The 19,521-nt window shown below is 59.6% G+C and carries 20 protein-coding genes and 1 tRNA gene; 6 read left to right on the top strand and 15 right to left on the bottom strand.

Features of this window, described 5'->3' with window-relative positions; translation table 11 throughout:
* Positions 1-45: 45 nt before the first annotated feature.
* Both miaA and IPK65_08890 read right to left on the bottom strand, forming a co-directional pair.
* The gene (gene miaA / locus IPK65_08895; protein ID MBK8163244.1) at positions 46-996 is read right to left on the bottom strand and encodes a tRNA (adenosine(37)-N6)-dimethylallyltransferase MiaA; all 951 of its coding nucleotides are present in this window, start codon (positions 994-996) and stop codon (positions 46-48) included.
* Between the two features lie 220 nt (positions 997-1,216).
* A tRNA-Ser gene (locus tag IPK65_08890) sits at positions 1,217-1,304 on the bottom strand.
* Positions 1,305-1,507: 203 nt separating this feature from the next.
* Between IPK65_08890 and IPK65_08885 the strand changes: the two genes are divergently transcribed.
* On the top strand, positions 1,508-2,176 hold the full coding sequence (locus IPK65_08885; GenBank protein MBK8163243.1) for a Bax inhibitor-1/YccA family protein: 669 nt from the start codon (positions 1,508-1,510) through the stop codon (positions 2,174-2,176).
* 475 nt (positions 2,177-2,651) lie between these two features.
* Here the strand turns inward: IPK65_08885 and IPK65_08880 are convergent, their stop codons facing one another.
* The 4 genes from IPK65_08880 to IPK65_08865 form a co-directional block, all read right to left on the bottom strand.
* On the bottom strand, positions 2,652-2,912 hold the full coding sequence (locus tag IPK65_08880) for a hypothetical protein (GenBank protein MBK8163242.1): 261 nt from the start codon (positions 2,910-2,912) through the stop codon (positions 2,652-2,654).
* A gap of 235 nt (positions 2,913-3,147) precedes the next feature.
* On the bottom strand, positions 3,148-4,350 hold the full coding sequence (locus IPK65_08875; GenBank protein MBK8163241.1) for an FTR1 family protein: 1,203 nt from the start codon (positions 4,348-4,350) through the stop codon (positions 3,148-3,150).
* Complete coding sequence (locus IPK65_08870; GenBank protein MBK8163240.1) at positions 4,347-4,625, bottom strand: hypothetical protein; 279 nt, start codon at positions 4,623-4,625, stop codon at positions 4,347-4,349. Before IPK65_08870 ends, IPK65_08875 begins: the two co-directional genes overlap by 4 nt.
* A gap of 461 nt (positions 4,626-5,086) precedes the next feature.
* On the bottom strand, positions 5,087-5,551 hold the full coding sequence (locus tag IPK65_08865; protein MBK8163239.1) for a peptidylprolyl isomerase: 465 nt from the start codon (positions 5,549-5,551) through the stop codon (positions 5,087-5,089).
* 120 nt (positions 5,552-5,671) lie between these two features.
* On the opposite strand from IPK65_08865, the gene IPK65_08860 reads away from it, so the two are divergent.
* A complete protein-coding gene (locus tag IPK65_08860) occupies positions 5,672-6,187 on the top strand; it encodes a hypothetical protein (GenBank protein MBK8163238.1) in 516 nt (171 codons plus the stop codon).
* 38 nt (positions 6,188-6,225) lie between these two features.
* Here the strand turns inward: IPK65_08860 and cobA are convergent, their stop codons facing one another.
* The 4 genes from cobA to IPK65_08840 all read right to left on the bottom strand — a co-directional run bounded on the left by cobA (position 6,226) and on the right by IPK65_08840 (position 10,329).
* Positions 6,226-7,614, bottom strand: a complete 1,389-nt coding sequence (cobA, locus tag IPK65_08855) for a uroporphyrinogen-III C-methyltransferase (protein MBK8163237.1) — start codon at positions 7,612-7,614, stop codon at positions 6,226-6,228.
* Between the two features lie 9 nt (positions 7,615-7,623).
* Positions 7,624-8,955 carry a serine--tRNA ligase gene (gene serS, locus IPK65_08850; GenBank protein MBK8163236.1) on the bottom strand — a complete coding sequence of 444 codons (1,332 nt, stop codon included), beginning with the start codon at positions 8,953-8,955 and terminating at the stop codon, positions 7,624-7,626.
* Positions 8,956-9,142: 187 nt separating this feature from the next.
* A complete protein-coding gene (gene msrA, locus IPK65_08845; protein MBK8163235.1) occupies positions 9,143-9,784 on the bottom strand; it encodes a peptide-methionine (S)-S-oxide reductase MsrA in 642 nt (213 codons plus the stop codon).
* A 14-nt stretch (positions 9,785-9,798) separates the two neighbouring features.
* Positions 9,799-10,329, bottom strand: coding sequence for a DUF488 domain-containing protein (locus tag IPK65_08840; protein ID MBK8163234.1), 531 nt, complete (start codon positions 10,327-10,329; stop codon positions 9,799-9,801).
* A 145-nt stretch (positions 10,330-10,474) separates the two neighbouring features.
* On the opposite strand from IPK65_08840, the gene IPK65_08835 reads away from it, so the two are divergent.
* A complete protein-coding gene (locus tag IPK65_08835) occupies positions 10,475-11,149 on the top strand; it encodes a phosphoadenylyl-sulfate reductase (GenBank protein MBK8163233.1) in 675 nt (224 codons plus the stop codon).
* 60 nt (positions 11,150-11,209) lie between these two features.
* On the opposite strand, the gene IPK65_08830 is transcribed toward IPK65_08835, so the two are convergent.
* A complete protein-coding gene (locus IPK65_08830) occupies positions 11,210-11,458 on the bottom strand; it encodes a hypothetical protein (GenBank protein MBK8163232.1) in 249 nt (82 codons plus the stop codon).
* A gap of 195 nt (positions 11,459-11,653) precedes the next feature.
* Here IPK65_08830 and IPK65_08825 point away from each other — a divergent pair, with 195 nt between their 5' ends.
* Complete coding sequence (locus IPK65_08825; protein ID MBK8163231.1) at positions 11,654-12,382, top strand: cytochrome c biogenesis protein CcdA; 729 nt, start codon at positions 11,654-11,656, stop codon at positions 12,380-12,382.
* A 110-nt stretch (positions 12,383-12,492) separates the two neighbouring features.
* On the opposite strand, the gene IPK65_08820 is transcribed toward IPK65_08825, so the two are convergent.
* The 3 genes from IPK65_08820 to IPK65_08810 form a co-directional block, all read right to left on the bottom strand.
* Positions 12,493-12,843 carry a DUF2892 domain-containing protein gene (locus IPK65_08820; GenBank protein ID MBK8163230.1) on the bottom strand — a complete coding sequence of 117 codons (351 nt, stop codon included), beginning with the start codon at positions 12,841-12,843 and terminating at the stop codon, positions 12,493-12,495.
* A 201-nt stretch (positions 12,844-13,044) separates the two neighbouring features.
* Complete coding sequence (locus tag IPK65_08815) at positions 13,045-14,034, bottom strand: 2-hydroxyacid dehydrogenase (protein MBK8163229.1); 990 nt, start codon at positions 14,032-14,034, stop codon at positions 13,045-13,047.
* A 50-nt stretch (positions 14,035-14,084) separates the two neighbouring features.
* The gene (locus IPK65_08810; protein MBK8163228.1) at positions 14,085-14,633 is read right to left on the bottom strand and encodes a hypothetical protein; all 549 of its coding nucleotides are present in this window, start codon (positions 14,631-14,633) and stop codon (positions 14,085-14,087) included.
* A gap of 387 nt (positions 14,634-15,020) precedes the next feature.
* Here IPK65_08810 and IPK65_08805 point away from each other — a divergent pair, with 387 nt between their 5' ends.
* Entirely contained in the window at positions 15,021-15,599 is a 579-nt protein-coding gene (locus tag IPK65_08805) for a hypothetical protein (GenBank protein ID MBK8163227.1), read from the top strand.
* Positions 15,600-15,710: 111 nt separating this feature from the next.
* On the top strand, positions 15,711-17,273 hold the full coding sequence (locus IPK65_08800) for a GGDEF domain-containing protein (protein ID MBK8163226.1): 1,563 nt from the start codon (positions 15,711-15,713) through the stop codon (positions 17,271-17,273).
* On the opposite strand, the gene IPK65_08795 is transcribed toward IPK65_08800, so the two are convergent.
* On the bottom strand, positions 17,261-19,444 hold the full coding sequence (locus IPK65_08795; protein ID MBK8163225.1) for an MtrB/PioB family decaheme-associated outer membrane protein: 2,184 nt from the start codon (positions 19,442-19,444) through the stop codon (positions 17,261-17,263). The two genes, IPK65_08800 and IPK65_08795, sit on opposite strands and share 13 nt — an antisense overlap.
* Between the last annotated feature and the right edge of the window lie 77 nt (positions 19,445-19,521).

Below are 19,521 nucleotides of genomic sequence, written 5' to 3'. Positions count from 1 at the left end.
CCTATCCTGGTACCCCAGTGGGATATTGTATCACCTGACCTGCGCTTAGTAATGTGTGGCCGCATCGACGTATTTCAATACCTTTTCCCTAATTTTCGAGTCAGAACTGTCGAAACCGGCGTCGCACTGCTCCGAACGCAACCAGGTGAGTTGCCGCTTCGCCAGCTGACGCGTCGCCGTAATGGCCTGATCGATGGCGGTTTCCCGCGTCGACCCGCCATCCAGATGATGCCACAGCTGCCGGTAGCCCACGGCCCGGATCGACGGCAGCCCGGCATGCAGGTCGCCGCGTCGATGCAGGCATTCGACTTCCTCCAGCAATCCCTTCGCCATCATGTCGCGGAACCTGCGTTCGATCCGCTCGTGCAACTGGACACGGTCGCTCACCTCGATGTGAATTTTGACCGCATGACAGGCAAACGGTTCAGCATCCCGCTCGGCCATCAGTTCGCTCATGGCGCGGCCGGTCAGCTCATGGACCTCGAGCGCGCGCTGGATGCGCTGGGGGTCGTTGGGATGTATGCGGATAGCCGCCGCCGGATCGACGCGGGACAGCCGTTCGTGCAGAACTCCCCAGCCCAGTTCACGAGCCTCCAGCACCAGCCGATCCCGTATTCCGGCATCCGCGCCGGGCAGCCGGGAAAGTCCGCGTTCGAGCGCCTCGAAATACAGCATAGTGCCGCCGACCAGCAGCGGAATCCGGCCCTGCGCGTGGACCCCGTGAATCACCTCGAGGGCATCGGCGCGGAATCGCGCGGCGGAATAACTCTCGGACGGATCGCAGATATCAATCAGATGGTGGGGAGCGATATTCAGCAGGTCGCGATCGGGCTTGGCCGTCCCTATGTCCATGCCGCGATAGATCATGGCCGAGTCCACGCTGATGATGTCGCAGGCAAACCGCGCCGCGATCTCCACGGCGAGATCGGTCTTGCCGGTAGTGGTTGGGCCCGCCAGGAACAGCGCCAGCGGCCTGCGTTCGAGAGGTGCGGACATCACAAGGACACGAGAAAGGGTTAATGTGCGGGCAGTCAAAGCCCATATTCTGAATAGTATGGCGGAAAAGGCGGGATATTCGCCCTGCGCGCCACTGCCGTTTACCGGCGTTGTCCTCAATTCGCGCGCGCCAGCCGCCGAATCACATCGGATCCGGCCTTCGAAATCAGGTGATTCTGCTCCATGCATACGGGCCGGAGGGGATCGGCCTGTATGGAGATGGCGGAGAGGGAGGGATTCGAACCCCCGGAAGGTTGCCCTTCAACGGTTTTCAAGACCGCCGCTTTCGGCCGCTCAGCCACCTCTCCGAACTCCAACGGATTGTGCAAGGCTTTGAAACGAGCGGCTATTCTACAGCAAATCGCCGCGGATGACAGTTCAGGCCTGATCTATTGCCCCGCATGCGCGGATAAACGTAAGAAGAGCGGAAACCTTACTGGTTGCGGTCTTGAATTGGCCCGATCGAGCATCTATATTGAATAACATCAGCCAAACCGGAGGTCCAAACCTGATGAATCCCCTGCAAAATACCGCCCTGCATACCCATGCGGCGGCACTGGGCACAAACAAGCTCATCCGCAATACCTATACGCTGTTGTCGATGACGCTGCTGTTCAGTGCTGCGACGGCCGGGATTTCGATGGCGCTCAACCTGCCCCATCCGGGCCTGATCGTGACGCTCGTCGGTTACTTCGGACTGCTTTTCCTGACCCACAAGCTGCGTAACAGCGCCTGGGGCCTGGCTGCGGTATTCGCCCTGACCGGCTTCATGGGTCTGACGCTGGGCCCCATCATCCAGGCCTATCTCGGTCTCCCGAACGGTGGCGAGACGGTGATGACGGCGCTCGGCGGCACCGGCGCAATCTTCCTTGGACTGTCCGCATATGCGCTCACCACGCGGAAGGATTTCAGTTTCCTTGGCGGGTTCCTGATGGTCGGCATCCTGGTCGCATTTCTGGGTTCGCTTGCCGCCATCGTGTTCTCGCTGCCGCTGGTCGGCCTGGCGATGTCGGCCATGTTCATACTGCTGATGTCCGGTCTCATCCTCTACCAGACGAGCCAGCTCGTCCATGGCGGCGAAGACAACTACATCCTCGCCACAGTAAGTCTGTACGTGAGCATCTACAACCTGTTCCTCAGCCTGTTGCAGATACTCGGCGTTTTCAACAATGACGAGTAAGCACAACTGAATCTGGCCTACCGCTCACCAAAGCCCCGCCCTCGCGGGGCTTCTCTTTTCCCATCGGAAATAATCCGCCCTCCTCGATATCTGACCTGACTCCATGCCAGCGTTTATTCGACAAATTCCCAAAGAAATATGTAATAAATTTATAAAGATAATTGGATACGGGACATCATAGGAAAAAAATTTGTTTTTCACCTACCCACGGGGTATTCTTCTTACTGCTTACTATATAGTCTTACTTAAGATTGATCAGAGTGTGGTCTGGAGAGGATGGAGGAGCATGTTTATAAAGGGTTTCCTCAGCCGGTTTTTCCGCAGCAGGATTGACCCGACATCAACGAAAAGTCGGGGCGGACGATGTAATGGTGCGGATGCAACGGTGCATGGGGGATTCAAGACCAAACCCGGAAAGGGACCGTTTCTGTCCTCTTTCGATGGAAGAGTGATCCCGCTCAGGAAGGCCCGATTCTTACAAAAGCACAAACGCTGATTCATTCAGACCGCAAGTCATTATTTGGAAAGTACGAGCAACAATAAGCGAAGGAGAAATGCCATGAAAGGTGACCATAAACACAGCCACGAACACGCTCATGACCACAAGCACGAGCACGAACACGATCATGCCCACAAGGATGGAACCAAACACGCCCACAAGCACGCCCATGAACACGCGCACGGACACGAACATGAGCACGCCCATACCCATGACCACGGTGCCGATGCGGGACATGGTCACAAGCACAGCGACAAGGATTTAAGCGGGCATGAGCACAAGCATCCCGGTCATGAGAAAGAGCCTCACGACCACTCGCACTGAGAGCCCGGGACCATACTCGAAGTGACATTCAGATCGAACTGAAGCAAGTCTCCCTGGCACATGGATGTGCCTTCTACATCACTACAACTCCAGGATGGAATCGTTACGCCCCTCTCGGGGCGTTTTTTTTGAGTTGCGCCGCGGATTCCTAGGGAATACCGTGTCGGTTACGATGTCGTGACAGTCCCAGCAGGGAAATTACCAGTACAAGCATGAAGGCCTGCACGCCCAGCGCTTCCCAATTGGCGTAGAGACCTGCCGCATTCCATTCAGGAAACGGCAGGCGGTCCACCGGCACATAGCCGGCCTCCTGCAGCGCGGCGATCCCCTTCCCGGCGATCACCAGAGACAGCACCACAAGGATCAGCGCATTGACGCCGAAGAAAATCCGCAGGGGCAGTCGCACGCTGAAATGCAATATCAGCAACGCAATGAGGGCAAGCAGGATCAGTCCCGCCGCTGCGCCGGCAGCCAGATAGAATGCGGAACCCGGGCCCGCCTCCAGGGCAAGCGCCTGATAGAAGAGCACCGTTTCAAACACCTCGCGATACGCAGCCGTAAACGAAATCAACGCAAGCAGCCAGACCTGTCCGGCGCTGAGCGCTCCCCCGATCGTGTCGTGCAGAAAGCCTTTCCACCGCTTTGCGTGCATATTGTCATGCAACCAGTAACCGACGTAGATCAGCATGGCCGCCGCCAGTAGTGCAACTACCCCCTCCGTCACCTCACGACCGGCGCCGCTGATCTCGATGACGGCGGATGCCAGCCACCACGTCGCAATACCCAGCAGCAGCGCACTGATCCAGCCCGCGTGGATATAGGCAATGGCACGCTCGTGTCCGGTCTTGCGCAGAAAGGCGATCAGGGCGGCAATGACCAGCACCGCCTCGGCGCCCTCGCGCAGCAGGATGGCGCCAGAACTCGCGGCCGCGAGCGCGGGTGCGAGACCTGCGCCGCGCTGCAGTTTCTCCTGCGCCCGGTCGAACAGCACCCGGACTGATGCATACTGGCTCTCCACCGTCCCGGGTGCCGCACCGGTGCGGATCGATTGCCTCAATTCGGACATGGCGGCCTCGATGGACTTCATCAGTTGATGATCCACCAGGTCAAGCCGCGTCTCGACCAGCTCAAAGCCGTCAAGATACGCGCTCACCGCCAGCGTATACGCCTCGGTCTTCCGCCCGGCGCGGTAGGCCTCGATCGCCGCGGCCAGATGGTCATCGATAAGCAACCACAGCCCTGCATCGGCATCCGCAGATCCATGCGGTTCGGCGCCATGGCAGGGCGCAACCAGCAAGACAGCACATATCAGTGACAGCAGCAGGCCGCGCGAACCGGAGAGGAGCATCATCTGGCGCCCTCACCGGCGGAGCCCAGTGCATCCCTCGCCTGTGCAAGCAGATTCTGGACAAATCCGTTCTGATTTTCGATGACACGCACCGGAGCGCCCTGACGCATCAGGTCGCGCAGCTGCCCCATCCCCTGCTCGATCGTCTTCATGAGATCATAGTCCACGTCTTTGAGGCGATCCTCGAGCAGCTCGAAGCCGTCAAGATAGGCGGTCGCGGCAAGCAGGTAGGCTGTTTCCCGATCACCCTTGCGATAGGCGGCCATGCTCTCTTTCATGTTTACGTCGATGACTTCCCAGGGCGTAGCCGTACCTGCCGCCGATTCCGCTGACACGGCGTGCACAGGCGGCATCAGGAAAACTGCCAGTGACGCCACGAGAGCGGGTGGTAAAAATAATTTTCGATAACGCCTCATCTTCCCTCACGTACCGAAACCGGCGGCGCCAGGGTTCACAGGATGATCTCGCGCAACCGTCGGGGATAATAATAAGAACAATTATCGTTAATCATAGACGGCGGTCATGAAAAATCAAGTGCTACCGGCCTGGCCGCCCGGGTGACTTGCCCGGGCTGCGGAGCGTTCCGGTCACTGGAGAGTTCAGGATTGGCCGCGAGGGTCAGGCTATACGCACAGTTCCGTTACTGCAGTCGTGATCAGCGGGTGGCATCAAGCATCTGCACGTCACCAGCCCTGTTCGAAGTCGCAGTATCGTAACGGAAACACACATCTGCGCCGGCTCAGGGATCGTGCACATGGCCGCAGCCGAGTTCATGGATCGTCGCCTTGCGCACGCTCAGGATGTGGACCTCGAATTCGAGCGCCATCCCTGCCAGTTCATGGTTGGTATCGCAGACCACGCTGTGCTCATCATAACTGAGGACCGTGACCTGTCTCGGCCCCTGTGTGCCCATGATGTACACGCGGTTCCCCGCCGCGAGCTCGCCCTCACTGAAATCTTGGCGCGGCAGAATCTCGCGATTGCGTTCATCGCGCAACCCGTAGGCATCTTCTGGCGCCAGCCGCACATGCAGAGTCTCGCCGGCTGCGCGACCCAGCAAGGCACGTTCCAGGCCCGGGACCATCTGGCCGTAGCCATGCAGATAACTCAGCGGCACCGTTTCGCTTGAGGCGGACAGGACCTGTCCGGAAGCATCCTTGAGGATGAATTGAAAGGAAACGGCGCAATCATTGGCGATTCTCATGGCCCCTCCGCACGACCCGATCCGGTATCGTCCAGTTTACGCCTTCCCGCCGCCGGGTTCAGCCGCAAATGTCCACGGCGTGAGCTGCGACGGGAACGATCATTTCGCGGCAAGCCAGTAGTGGATCTGATGCTGGCAAATCAGGAGGCAGGACGTCGCCATCCTGACATCGATGATCAGACGCCGCCCATCGCCGTCCCTCAACACGACCCCGCCAGTGCCGGCCGTCTGTCCGGTGTATCTCCAGACGCCCAGGTTTTGGTCTTCGGTAAAGAATCGGCGGATTTCTTCGGGTTCGGAATAACTCCCGAACGACAGATATCGCGCCTCACCCTGTGCAGGAAGTTTCGATACCAGCGATGCACCCGGGAAAACCGGGATTACGAGGCCGGCCTCCTTCTGTCCATCCATCATGGAAGGATGCAATATCTGTTGACCGGCAAGCACGGCAAGACAACCGGCCCCGATCAGGCCGATCAGGGCAATGCCTGTTTTTCGTCCGACAGTCATGCTTGTTTACGAGATATTCAGGAAGGTGGCAAGGAGATGATTCGATGGTTAACACGGCACCCGGTCAATAGACCGGCCGTATTATGCCCCGCCGCGCGGGATGCCTGGGAGGTAACAAAAGCCTAATCTGAATAGGTATTAAGTATTAGCCAACTGCCCGCATCTCAATCGGGACGAAACCAGGCCAGGGTTTCGTGCAATCTCACCACCTCGCCGACGATCAGCAGGGTCGGGGCATGCACGTCTTCCCTGGCCACGATGCCCGGAAGATTTTCCAGCGTGGCGGTGATGACACGCTGTCTCTGCGTCGTTCCCTGTTCTATCAAGGCTGCGGGCATCGCGGGCATCATGCCATGCGTGATCAGCTCACGGCAGATCGCGTCGAGCCCGGTCAGCCCCATGTAGATCACCAGGGTCTGTTGCGGCTGGATCAGGCTGTTCCAGTCAAGCCTGACCGTATTGTCGCGGGTGTGTCCGGTCACGAATATCACCGACTGGGCATAATCGCGATGAGTGAGCGGAATGCCCGCGTAGGCGGCACAGCCGTTGGCAGCGGTGATCCCGGGGACGATCTGGAATGGAATTCCCTGCTCGGCGAGGCTTGCGATCTCCTCGCCGCCGCGCCCGAAGACGAAAGGATCGCCACCCTTCAGGCGGACTACCTTCTTGCCCTGCCGTGCGAGATCGACCAGGATGCGGTTGATCTCCTCCTGCCTGACCGCGTGATAGTCGCGCTTCTTGCCGACGTAGATGCGCTCTGCCTCGCGCCGCACCATATCCAGGATCTGCGGGCTGACCAGCCGGTCGTACAGCACTACATCCGCCTGCTGCATCAGGCGCAAGGCCCTGAACGTCAGCAGGTCAGGATCGCCTGGGCCGGCGCCGATCAGGTAGACCTCGCCGCGCACCAGGGCACCATCATCGTCTGCGCTCAGCGCCTGCTCGATCAACTCGATGGCTGCCCGTTCACGTCCGGCGAAGACCATCTCGCTCGCGGGTCCGTGCAGGACGCGCTCCCAGAAGCGGCGACGCTCCATGGAGCTGCCGAAGCGCTGGCCGACGCGCGCGCGGAAACCCTTCATGACCTCGGCCAGCCGGCCGTAGCCGGCGGGTATCATCGTCTCCAGCCTGGCCCTCAGCAGTCGCGCCAGCACCGGTGAGGCGCCGCCGGTGGAGACCGCAACCAGCACCGGCGAACGATCCACGATGGAGGGAAAGATGAACGTGCATAACTCCGGGGTATCAACCACGTTGAGCGGGATGTTGTGCGACCGCGCTGCGGCGGAGACCGCGGCATTCACCGCCTTGTCATCGGTTGCCGCCACGACCAGGGCGAAGGCATGCACGTCCGTGGACTGAAACTCTGCCGCGCGGTGCGCGATCCCGCCACGCGCCGCCTGATCCGCAAGTTCGGGACAAAGCCCGGGCGCGATCACCGTGACGCGCCCGCCGGCGCGGCGGAGCAGGCCGGCCTTGCGCGCCGCGACCTCACCGCCTCCGACCACCAGACAATCGCGGTCGCGGATCTGCAGGAAGACCGGGAGGAAGTCCACGACGCCGGCTCAGCCGATCACGGTGACGCCGCCCATATACGGATGCAGCACCGCCGGGACGTGGATCCTGCCCGCGCCATCCTGGAAATTCTCCATGATCGCGACCAGCGTCCGGCCCACCGCGAGGCCGGAGCCGTTCAGGGTATGTATCAATTCCGGCTTCCTGGCCTGCGGGCGCCGCCAGCGCGCCTGCAGGCGGCGCGCCTGGAAATCCTCGAAGTTACTGCAGGAAGAGATCTCGCGATAGCGCTGCTGCCCCGGCAGCCAGACCTCGATGTCGTAGGTCTTGGCCGCCGAGAATCCCATGTCGCCGGTACACAGCGCGACGGTGCGGAACGGCAGTCCCAGGCGCTTGAGCACGGTCTCCGCATGAGCGGTCAGGTGCTCCAGCGCCTCGTAGGAATCTTCGGGCCGCACCAGCTGCACCAGCTCGACCTTCTCGAACTGGTGCTGGCGGATCAGGCCGCGCGTGTCCTTGCCGTAGGATCCCGCCTCGCTCCGGAAGCATGGCGTGTGACAGACATACTTGCGCGGCAGGTCATCCTCTTCGAGGATCACACCGCGGGCGAGATTGGTCACCGGAACCTCGGCGGTGGGAATGAGGTAAAGACTGCGATCGACCGGTCTGCCGGCGCCGCGCATCTCCCCGGATGTCGTCTGGTCACCGGTCTCCAGCCGCTGTACCTTGAACAGATCCTGTTCGAATTTCGGTAATTGCCCGGTGCCGGTCAGACTGTCGGCATTGACCAGATAGGGGACGTATACCTCCCGATACCCGTGTTCCGCCGTGTGCAGGTCGAGCATGAACTGTATCAGCGCGCGGTGCAGCCGGGCGAGCGGCCCGGACAGGGTCATGAAACGCGCCGCGGCGATCCTGGCCGCCGCCTCGAGATCGAGCAGGCCGAGTTGTGCGCCGATATCGACATGATCGCGCGGCGTGAAGTCGAAGGCCGGGGGCTCGCCCCAGCGGCGCACCTCGAGATTGTGCGTCTCATCCGCGCCGTCCGGCACGCTGTCGTGGGGAATATTGGGAATCCCGAGCAAGACCTCGTTGAGTTCGGCCTGAATTCCTTCCAGGCGGCGCTCTGCTTCCTGTAACTGATCTCCCAGCGCACCCATCTCCGCCATGAGTGGCGCGGCATCCTCTCCCTTCCCCTTGGCCATGCCGATGGCCTTCGAGCGGGCGTTGCGCTCCTGCTGCAATTCCTGCGTACGCACCTGCGTCGTCTTGCGGGCGTTCTCGAGTTCGGCCAGCCTGTCCGTCGGCAGCGTAACGCCACGGCGGGCAAGCTTGCGCGCGATTGCATCGATATCGCTGCGAATCAGATAGGGATCTAGCATGTTTCTCGGACTCCAGGAGGACTCTTCAAGGTTGGTATTGAAACACTGGATCGGACGGGACTCACGAGGTTTCGTGGCGGACTGCGCCCGGAAATAAAGGCCTGCACGACAATACAAGAACTCGCCGCGGAAGTCACGCCGGGAGCCCGTGCGCATCGTTCGCACGGCATGACCGTTCCGTCGCGCGTCAGCCTGCGTCACAGCGGACGCCCGTGCCCCCGAGGCCGCAGTAACCGCCGGGATTCTTCGCCAGATACTGCTGGTGATAGTCCTCGGCGTAGTAAAACTCGGGCGCGTCGACGACCTCCGTCGTCACTGCACTGAATCCGGCGGACTGCAGCGCCTGCCGGTAGCGTTCACGCGAGTATTCGGCGGCGCGGCGCTGCGCGCCATCATAGACATAGATGCCGGAACGATACTGGGTGCCGACGTCGTTGCCCTGGCGCATCCCCTGGGTGGGGTCGTGGCTCTCCCAGAAAATCCGCAGCAACTCGGTGAAAGCGATCTCGCGCGGATCATATACGACGAGGACGACCTCATTGTGCCCGGTCTGGCCGGAGCACACCTCACGATATGTCGGGTTCGGCGTGTATCCTGCGGCATACCCGACCGCGGTGGTGTAGACGCCGCCGCACGCCCAGAAACGCTTTTCAGCACCCCAGAAACATCCCATGCCGAACAGGGCTTGTTCCAGACCGGCCGGAAACGGCGGTTTGAGCGGACGGCCATGGACGAAGTGGTGGTTCTCCAGCGGCATCGCCTCGGCGCGGCCGGGCAAGGCCTGCTCAGGCCTCGGCAATGACGACTTGTTCATCCCGTGACTCAGCATCATGGATCCTCCCGTCAGCAGTCCAGATCAATAGGTATGGCCACACTCCGATTATAGACCACGCCGTTCTCGACTTTGCGCGCGAGCGTACGCAGCCTGTGTTCCCGCGCCTGACCGTTTTCGATCAGATGGACGATCCGGCATCCCTGCAACTGCAGAGAGTCGGCCACGAGCTTGCGATGACAACGCTCCGGCAAGCGCTCTGCACACATCAGCACGATTCGCCCCATCGCCACCGATTCGATGATCTCCTGCATGCGACGCGTGAATGCCTCACTTTCCATGTGATCGGCAAAGCCGCGCGGGGTAACGGCAAATGTCGATCTGCTGATAGATGGCGCTATTGCAGCATCAGGAGCAATTCTTCCAGCGTGCGGGCGCCGCGTCCGCAGGTACAGAGCATTGGGACCGGTGTAACCATCGCCTGTTTTTACACCTACGGATGCGCCGCCGGACCCTGCTGGCCTGCCTGTTGCTGGACACTCAAATGGAACGACGCCGACATTTACTAGATAACTGAAATGTATTAAACTGACCTCTATCATATAAATCAGTTATATAACTGGGAATCAACGAGGCATAATCAAGCGTTATATCAAGCCACGAGGAGCCAAGATGAGCCTGAATCTAGCGTCCAAGACTAATCCCGAAAGCACTGACGCTCAACCGGGCGAAACGCGCCAAAACACTATGGAACGCCAGTTTGATCAGGAGCTTATCCAAACGCTCAACGAAAAATACCGGTCCCTCAGTATTGAACAGCGCGTGAGCGAGCTCTACAAGGATTTTGACGCCGGCAAGGTCATGCTGACCTCCTCCTTCGCCGCGACCTCCGCCTTCCTGCTCCACATCTTCTCCCGATTTGCGCCGAACCAGCCGGTATTCTTCATCGACACCGGCTACCACTTCCCGCAGACCCTGGAATACAAACGTAAGCTGACCGATCTATACCGCCTCAAGGTCGTGGATGTGCGGGCGGAGGACTGGAAGCATGACTTCACCGTCAAGGACGAAACCTGGAGAAAGGATCCCGACTTCTGCTGCTCGATCAACAAGGTCGAGCCACTGTACGCGATCAAGGGCAACTATGATGTGTGGGCGTCCGGCCTGATGAGCTGGCAGACCGGCCATCGCTCGACGCTCGATATCTTCGAGTCGCGCGGCGGCATCATCAAGTTCTATCCGCTGATCGACGTGACACGCGAGCAACGCGACGCCTATATCAAGGAACACAGCCTGCCGTTCCACCCCCTGGTCGCTGAGGGCTACTCCTCCATCGGATGCACGCACTGCACGGCAGCGGGCAAGGACCGCAGCGGCCGCTGGAACAACAGCCCGAAGACCGAATGCGGGCTGCACCTCTAGCCTGACAGCTGCCCCGCTCCGCCTGTGCGCACGCGGAGCCACCATTCCGCAGGGTGAGGATTATCCCCGGGCAGTAAACCTGATCCGCGCCCGCAGCGGAAAATCCATTACGCCGCGCGCCCGCCGCAGGTCCCGTGCGTAGCATTTCCCGGCGCGGAAGCCTTCCCGGAACGACAGCCTGAGATGCTCGACAGCGCTGATCTGCCCCCCTTCGAGTGCATGCCTGAAGCCGCGCTTGTAGCGCGTTTCAATGAGACTCCTGGGTACCCTTAACCCGATATCTTCCAGGGTCGGATAGACGTACACCATGATCCACCTCCTTGCATGAGGTATTCACATGATTAATATTCGGCCTCAGTCCGGAAAATAAAAGCGCAGGGGCTTCACGCGCGAGCCGGCGGCATCTATCGCAGGCCGCATGGTATCCAAGGGCACGGCTGGCTGCGGGCAACCCTTCCTCATAGAATAGTAAGGATTGCCAAATTCGACCCGACCGGCCACGACATGGATGCAAACAGCGTCACCACACCTCTCGCGTTTATCGCCGGAACCCTGTCTTTTCTCTCCCCGTGCGTGCTGCCGCTGGTCCCGGTTTACATAAGCTATCTGTCCGGAAACGCCGTCGAAGGGGATGCCGAGCTGAGGCGCGGCCATGTACTCGTGCATGCCTTGTGCTTCGTGGGAGGCTTCACGGCGATATTCATGCTGCTGTTCGGCCTGCCGGCAACCTACCTCGGCGAGGCGCTCAATCAGTACAGCGAATCCATTGCCAGGCTCGGCGGTCTGCTGGTGTTCGTCTTTGGACTGCATACCTTCGGGCTGATCACGATACCCGCGCTGAATATGACGAGGCGGCTGGAAATCGCCCCCGGGGCAAATCCCGGCTACGTCCGATCCGGCCTCATCGGAATCGCCTTCGCCGCCGGCTGGACACCTTGTATCGGGCCGCTGCTGGGGGCGGTGATCAGTATGGCCTTCACACAGCCGTCCGCCGGCTTGTTCTTCACTTTCGTATATGCCATGGGACTCGCGCTGCCGTTCCTGCTGACAGCCCTGCTGATCACGCGTACCTCGGAGTTCATTCGGCGGTTGAACAGGCATGCTCGCGTCGTGCAGCGAGTGAGCGGTGCTTTCCTTGTCGCGGTCGGGGTACTGCTCGTCACCGAACAGTTCACCGTGATGAATTCTCTGTTCATCCGGCTCACTCCGGATTGGCTGGTTGAACGACTGTAAATGCGCGCCCGATAAACCGGCTTTCTCGGGACAACGAAAAATCCCCCGTGCAGCGCTGCACGGGGGATCAGCCGAAGCGTTCGGATACTTCTTATAGTCTGTACGGATGACTAATGATGCGAACCCGAAAGGCTGTGATCATAGTCGACGTCCGGGATCGGGTGATGGCCCAGTACCGCATCGACCTGATACGGCAAGGTGCCGCATTGATTCTTCTCTGACAGCCCGCAGCTCTTGTATTCAGCGAGTTGGTACAGGGGATCCCAGCCTAGATAGCCGGTCAACCCCGTGTACACTGACAACAGCATCGCGACTCCATGCCACCAGGTGAATATGCCATCGTAAGCAGCGAGGTGGGCCACGGGTCCGCCCAGGAGAATGGCCACCAGAAGCAGCCGCATCATCCTGTCGAACAGTCCCAGGTTCTGCACTACTCCAAGCTTGTCTGCGATCGTCTTCATTTGTGTACCTCCATGCCCGCAAGGGGCTCAGCGAACACCTCCTTACAACACCACAGACAACCCGCCTCCGCAACTAAAATATAGTAAAAATACTCAATGAGTTATTGTGTTCAGCCAAATTGAAGAATTGATTGTCACAGTATGAGGAACGACGCGAATACAATCTTGGCGTAATCGCGGCGTCACCACGTGATCTCTCTGCTATACGGAGCGCGGCCGGTCCACCTGGCCGATCAGATTGCGCGGTCTGCCTGCAAGAAAACAGCGGATGTTCTCCCCTGTCTCGTCCAGCAGCCGCTGCCTGGCTTCGCGGCTGGCCCAGGCGATATGTGGCGTCACCAGCAGACGCGGGATGGACTGTGCGAGGAGCGGATTGCCCGCAGCAGGCGGCTCCACGCTGAGCACATCGACGCCGGCGCCGGCGATTGTGCCACACAACAAGGCATCGGCAAGCGCGGCCTCGTCCACGATGCCGCCGCGCGCGGTATTGATCAGGAGGGCGCTGCGCTTCATCAGTCCGAGCTCACGCGCCCCGATCAGGTTGCGCGTCTGCGGTGTCAGGGGGCAATGCAGCGTCAAAACGTCGGCCTTGCGCAGGAGTTCATCCAGAGGCACACGCCCGTCCGCCTCTATCCCTGGACGACCGGTGATCATGACTCGCATCCCAAACGCCAGCGCCAGGCGGGCAACCGATTGCCCAAGCTCTCCATAACCCACGATCCCCATGACCCGGCCCGCGATCTCGGCGATGGGATAGTCCAGCAGGCAGAACTGCCCGCTCCTCTGCCAGCGACCGGCAGTGACGGCGTCCCGATACTCGATCAGTCGCGTCGTCAGCGCGAGCAGCAGCGCGAATACATGCTGGGTGACGGAAGCAGTGGCATAGCCGCGCACGTTGCAAACCTGTATCCCAAGGCGGGCCGCAGCCACGAGATCGACGTTATTCGTACCCGTGGCGGCCACGCAGATGAGCCTGAGCCTCGGCGCCTGCGCCAATGCACCCCCACCCAACAAAACCTTGTTGGTAACGACGACATCCGCGGCGCGAATCCTGTCGACGACCTCATCCGCCTGCGTGATTTCATGCAAATGCCACTCCGGCAATACCCCCGTCAGCGGTGAAAGATCGACATCCGTGCCTCCCACTGACCCGCGGTCGAGGAATACACCGCTTTCACAGCCGGTGGCCATCACCCGTCATCCTCCATTGAAATCACCATTCCGATGCGGACGCTCGCCGCTCAGTATTCCCTGCTGAACGCCAGCGTGAAACCGTTGCCTGCACCGCGGTGCACGGACATCTCGATGAACCCGCCGGGATCGACCTCCAGCACCACACCGGCCAGGGTGTCCACCCTGTCCTGCTCCGAGAATTCCGTGGTTTCATTGATATCCCCGCTCGCCCGCTGGTCGAGCTCAAGCTTCCTGAAGCGCGAACCGGCATACATCGATACCGCGTCGTTGATAGCGAGACCGAGGGTAATCGATAGCGCCGACTCCAGCCAATCCAGCTCAACACGTCGGCTGCCGGATTCATCCCTTGCCGTCTGGTAGGCCAGCCCCATCCGGTAGTCAAGATTCCAGCGTTTTCCGGCAATGACGGCACCGCTCAGCTCCATGCCCAGGAAATTTCCCGTCAGGTCCATTCCGCCGGTCAAGGCCTGCCCTGCCATGTCCGCGGCGACGATCCCGCCTTCCAGACCCAGCACCAAATGGCCTCTCACCCGCTCGGTGAAGCGGATCCCGATGCGATCCGCCTGCAGATCCGGAGCAGTCGATTCATTTTCCATGCCTATCTCATCACGGCTGACATATAGACCCGCCCCGTAACCGCGGAGGTCGAATTCGTCGGCCGTGACCCCGGCATTACACAGGCAGGCACCTGTAACCATCGCCGCCTTACCCCATCCGGATATACTCATCTCCTCCACCGCACTTCATCCAGCCCGACACCCTGTGCCAACCCCGCAACACCCCGTTGCATGACGCCATGTCGAGATAATCGTCCGGGCACGGTATGACACACCAAGTGATGATTAGAACATTGATTTTATGGAGTTAAAAGCGTTCCTCCGACGCAAATAGGCCTCAAGTATTAGCGCGCGTAACACGATAACTAGATCGCTGGAGAGAGAGTTTCAGCAGGCGCGATCTATTATTCGAGACTAGGCACATAAATGTCTGTTAAATATAATTTATTTTTCTTGTGCTTGTTGGCGCTTCCGGCGCTGGGTGAAACCTTGGTCTCGGGCGCCCCGCCGTCTTTTGTCGGTTACGAAGGCTGCGCCATGTGCCATCGCGATCAATACGCGGACTGGCAAAAGAGCAAGCATGCCAAGGCCTTCGAATTACTGAAACCGGGGATGCGCGTCGCTGCAAAAAAGAAGGCGGAGCTGGACCCGGACAAGGACTACACCACCTCGCTCAAATGCCTGAAGTGCCATACCACCGGATACCGTGAGCCGGGCGGGTATGTCAGCCTCGAGGAAACGCCTACCCGCGCCGGAATCGGTTGCGAAATGTGCCATGGACCAGGAAGCGAATACCGCAAGATCCATAAACAGAAGCATACGGGATTCGAACATGCCGAGGTGATGGCGGTAGGCCAGATGTACGGTTCAGAGGATACGAAGGTCTGCGCCCGTTGCCACGGGCATGAAGACACACCGATGCAACCCAAAGTGGACGAAAAGTATGTGTTTGACCTGGGAGAACGCCTGAAAAACACGCGCTCTTACCATAAGCACTACGACTGACTGCTCGAACCCGCCAGCCGGATCCGGATGCAAACGGCTGACGCAGCATGAAAACCGAGTCATGTCATTGCCGTACAACTGGATGAATCGATACGGCCAACGCGTAACCAAATGATAAAAACAAATAAAATAAGCACGAAGATCATCCTTGCGATCAGCGCCATCTGGCTCCCATTCGTGATCGTCGGCGTCTGGTATGACATGGAACAGGCCAAGAAGCTCGCGCTCAACGAAGTGCAGCGCTGGGGCACATCCTCCGGTGAGACCGTCCGCATCGCGTTGAACACGCTCATGCGCGAAGGGAAGATGGACGCCCGCTTCAATCTCTTCAATGATCTCTCCAATGAAATCTCCGGCCTGGAATCGATCCGGGTGATCCGCAGTCCCAAAGTGAACGAAATATTCCGGCGCGTGCGCGTGGAAAATGATATCCCGCGTGAAGAGGAAAATATCCGGATCTATCGCGAAGAGATCACCGATCTGCTGGGCCGGCTCGACACTACCGAAGATCCCGACGAGCGGGAAGATATCATCAACGATATCACCGATATCAGCTATGAGATCAACCACTCGGAAGAACTTATCTTGAAATTCAGCAAGGTGGCCCCGATTGATCCGCGCGAGGCGGCGAAGGACGCAATCGACCACCGCGTCCTGGCAACAGGAGAGCCCGCGTATGTAATCGATGATAACCGGATGCGCATCGTGGCCCCGTATAAAGTCAGAAAGACCGGATGTTCAGAGGCATCCGGCTGCCACTTCTATGCCGAGGAAGGAGACGTGCTTGGCGCCGTGAACATGGTCTTCTCCATTGAGAGCATCAACCAGGAAGTGAGGATGAACACCGTCGCCTCGATCATTCTGAAGGTTTTTGTGAGTGTACTGATTTTTGCCCTGGTGTACGTGGCGATCAATCTGATCGTTATCAAGAACCTCAACAAGCTGACCCAGGTGATGAAAAGGATCGCGTCCGGTGACCTGAACGCACACATGTCGCTGAAGCGCAGGAAATCCGATCTCGGCATGAATGGGGAAGCCGGCACCTCTGCGCCCGACGAACTGGATTACCTGATTGACGGCTTCAATAGCATGGCGGAAAAGCTGAAGAACGACCAGGATGAACTGGAAAAACTCGCCGCCTACGACAGCCTGACCGGACTCTTTAACCGCAGAAAATTCACCTCGTCGCTGCAGGAGGAAATCGCCCGATTCCGCCACGAATCTCACGCGCTCTCGCTCCTCATCATCGACCTGGATCACTTCAAAAACATCAATGACACCTATGGTCATCAGGTCGGTGACGAGGCCCTGAGGTCGGTAAGCGCCGTGGTCAACTCGCACATCCGTCGCGATGATATTTCGGCACGCTATGGCGGTGAAGAGATTGCGGTCATACTTCCCAGGACGGACAGCGAGGACGCCATAATACTGGCCGAGCGCATACGCAAAGCCATCGAGGACCACGGCATTGAATACGAATCCGGCAAGACGCTCCACATTACGGCGAGCATCGGGATCGCCACGCTCACTTCAATTGCCATCACGGACAATGACCTGATCCAGGCTGCCGACGCCGCGCTCTATGCCGCCAAGCGGAACGGCAGGAATTGCGTGCGAAACTCGGTGTCCGACGACGGAGGCGCAGGAAAATTATACGCGCATCACCAGCTGTAGATCACGCTCACGCTGCCAAGATACGCCCGGTAATCCTCCTGGGGCCCGCTCAGCAGGAGGACGTCGTTCAGCGCCGTACCGCCCGCTTCCACGCTGTCGAGCGCCCAATCCTGTGACCTGAACCTCTCGTAGCCGAACCCGACGCCGTAAGAAATGTTATCGCTCACTCTGTACACCGCACGCAGACTGGCCGCATGCCTTTCGCTGCCATCCTCGGGCATATCCTCATAGGTGACCCCGCTTCCGGCTGTAAAGCGGATGCGGCTCTTCGCCTTGGTATAGGCGTAATCCATCGTGACATGAAGCATTTCGTGCAGCATGTCGAACCCGCCCTGTATGCCCACCGTCGTGATCTCATCATCGAAATCTGCCGTCCAGTTCAATGATGAATCTATAACTGTGGACGCTGCGCCGCCGAAAGCGCGTCCAGTCTGCGACGAATCCATCAGCTCCCTGGTGACATAGGCGCTTACCGACCAGCTGTCCTCCGGCGTGTAACCCACGTCGAGCGTGGCGGTCATGCCATCGTCAGAGGTCAGACCGAGGTAGGTGTCATCAAACAGGATATTGTCACGGAAGGTCTCGCGGCTGTCCGCGACATCAAGGCCAATCTGGACTTTCTCATCCGGAGCATATATCACCGATGCGTAATATCTGTTGCGTTCGCGGCTGGCGAGATCGAATTGCCTGAAGTCAGGATGGTTGCGAAAACAGGTGTCGACCTGGGTGCTGCCACCCGTATCCGGATCGGGATCCACCGTCACGATCGAGGGACACGACAGCGAGTCGAACAAGGTACTGTATGAAAGGAAGCCATCATAATCCTCGGCGTCGCGTTGTGCGTGCACGTAGCCGACGCGCCCGGAAACATCGCCGAAATTACCGTTTACGCCCGCCTTCAGGGTGTTCTCAGCCGTCCCTCGCACCGGACGGTGCCGGTCGTAGTCCGTGTCTTCGTGCTTGTAGTCGGCTTTCAGATTGAACCCTGCGGCAACCCGGTACCCGGCACCGACTTCGAACGTCGAACGCGCGCGATCATAGGGACGACTATAGATATCATCTGTTGTCGACTGAGGCACGGTATCATTCATCACTCGATCGAACAGCGTATACGGGGTCTTGTTGTCGGTCCCGTAATAGCGATAGCGGGCAGTGACACCGAGCCTGGACAGCGGACGCGACGCCAAATTGAGCGCGAGATGGAGCACGTCGATCCTCGCCTCGGCGCTTTCGCGCGGCAGTGCGTCGCCATCCTCCAGTGCGGATGCCGTACCGCCGATGTCAACGGTCGAATACGGGAGGAAGGCATCGTCCTGCCTCATCTGTCCTGCTTCCGCAATCCCGGAGAGCCTGGTCGACCCCGGCAGGTTCATCCCGCCGCTCACGGTGAGGCGCTGGTAGGTGTTGTCGGGCGGCAGCCCGATGCGGGCTACGGCGGGGTAATCCAGCGCGGTAGGATTCGCCTTCAGGAACGGCACATCCCAGATGATCGACTCGTTGTTGTCATGAAATACCGAGAGCAGGTACCCGACTTCCATCTGCCGGCCCTCGCCGGCGTACTCCAGGGAGACAGAGAACTCCTCGGTACGGTAGTCGACCGGTTGCGGAAGGATGGTCGCATCGGCCAGGCCGGCATTCTGCGCCGTGAGTCCGCCCAGGGATTGCACGCCCTCCTTGTCCTCGCGCCGGACGGACAGGCTCGCGCGCCACCCGCGGGCGAAATCCTCAGTCACGCGGAACTGGTTTCTGGTCCGATCCGTACGGAGATCCAGCGTTTTCAGGCTGTCTTCGAGCGCAGTCATCCCTGATGTCGTCGTGGACTGGACAAATCCTGCCGGCAATACCAGCCGCGTTCCACCAGCGCCCTCGAACGGCGTGCGGGCATCGCTGGAGATCAGGTGCGGTATCTCGTCGTGGATGAATTCAAGCGCGTAGCCGCCGTGTTTTCCGGCCGACAGATCAAGCCGCCTGGAATCCAGCCCGAGATCGTTTGCCTGCAGGCGATAGTAGTAGGCCCCCTGCTCGGACAAACCCTCCAGATTACCAACCAGGTAGGCATCATTGTCACCGATGCCCGAGTATTCACCGTAGCTGCTGTTGGCGTGATCCATCCCGACGACGGCGGCGCCAATTTCCGCTGTATTGTGTTGATAGCTCCCATCCGCCCCCATTACGGCGGCTCCATGTAGGATGCAGACGCAAAACATTCCGGGCCGGGTCAAACTGCACCGGACCGGCCCAGACCCGG

This window comes from Gammaproteobacteria bacterium (genome assembly GCA_016712635.1).
Taxonomy (GTDB): Bacteria; Pseudomonadota; Gammaproteobacteria; order SZUA-140; family SZUA-140; genus JADJWH01.
Note: the sequence above shows the minus strand (reverse complement) of the source record. Positions and strands in the feature narration are given on the sequence as shown.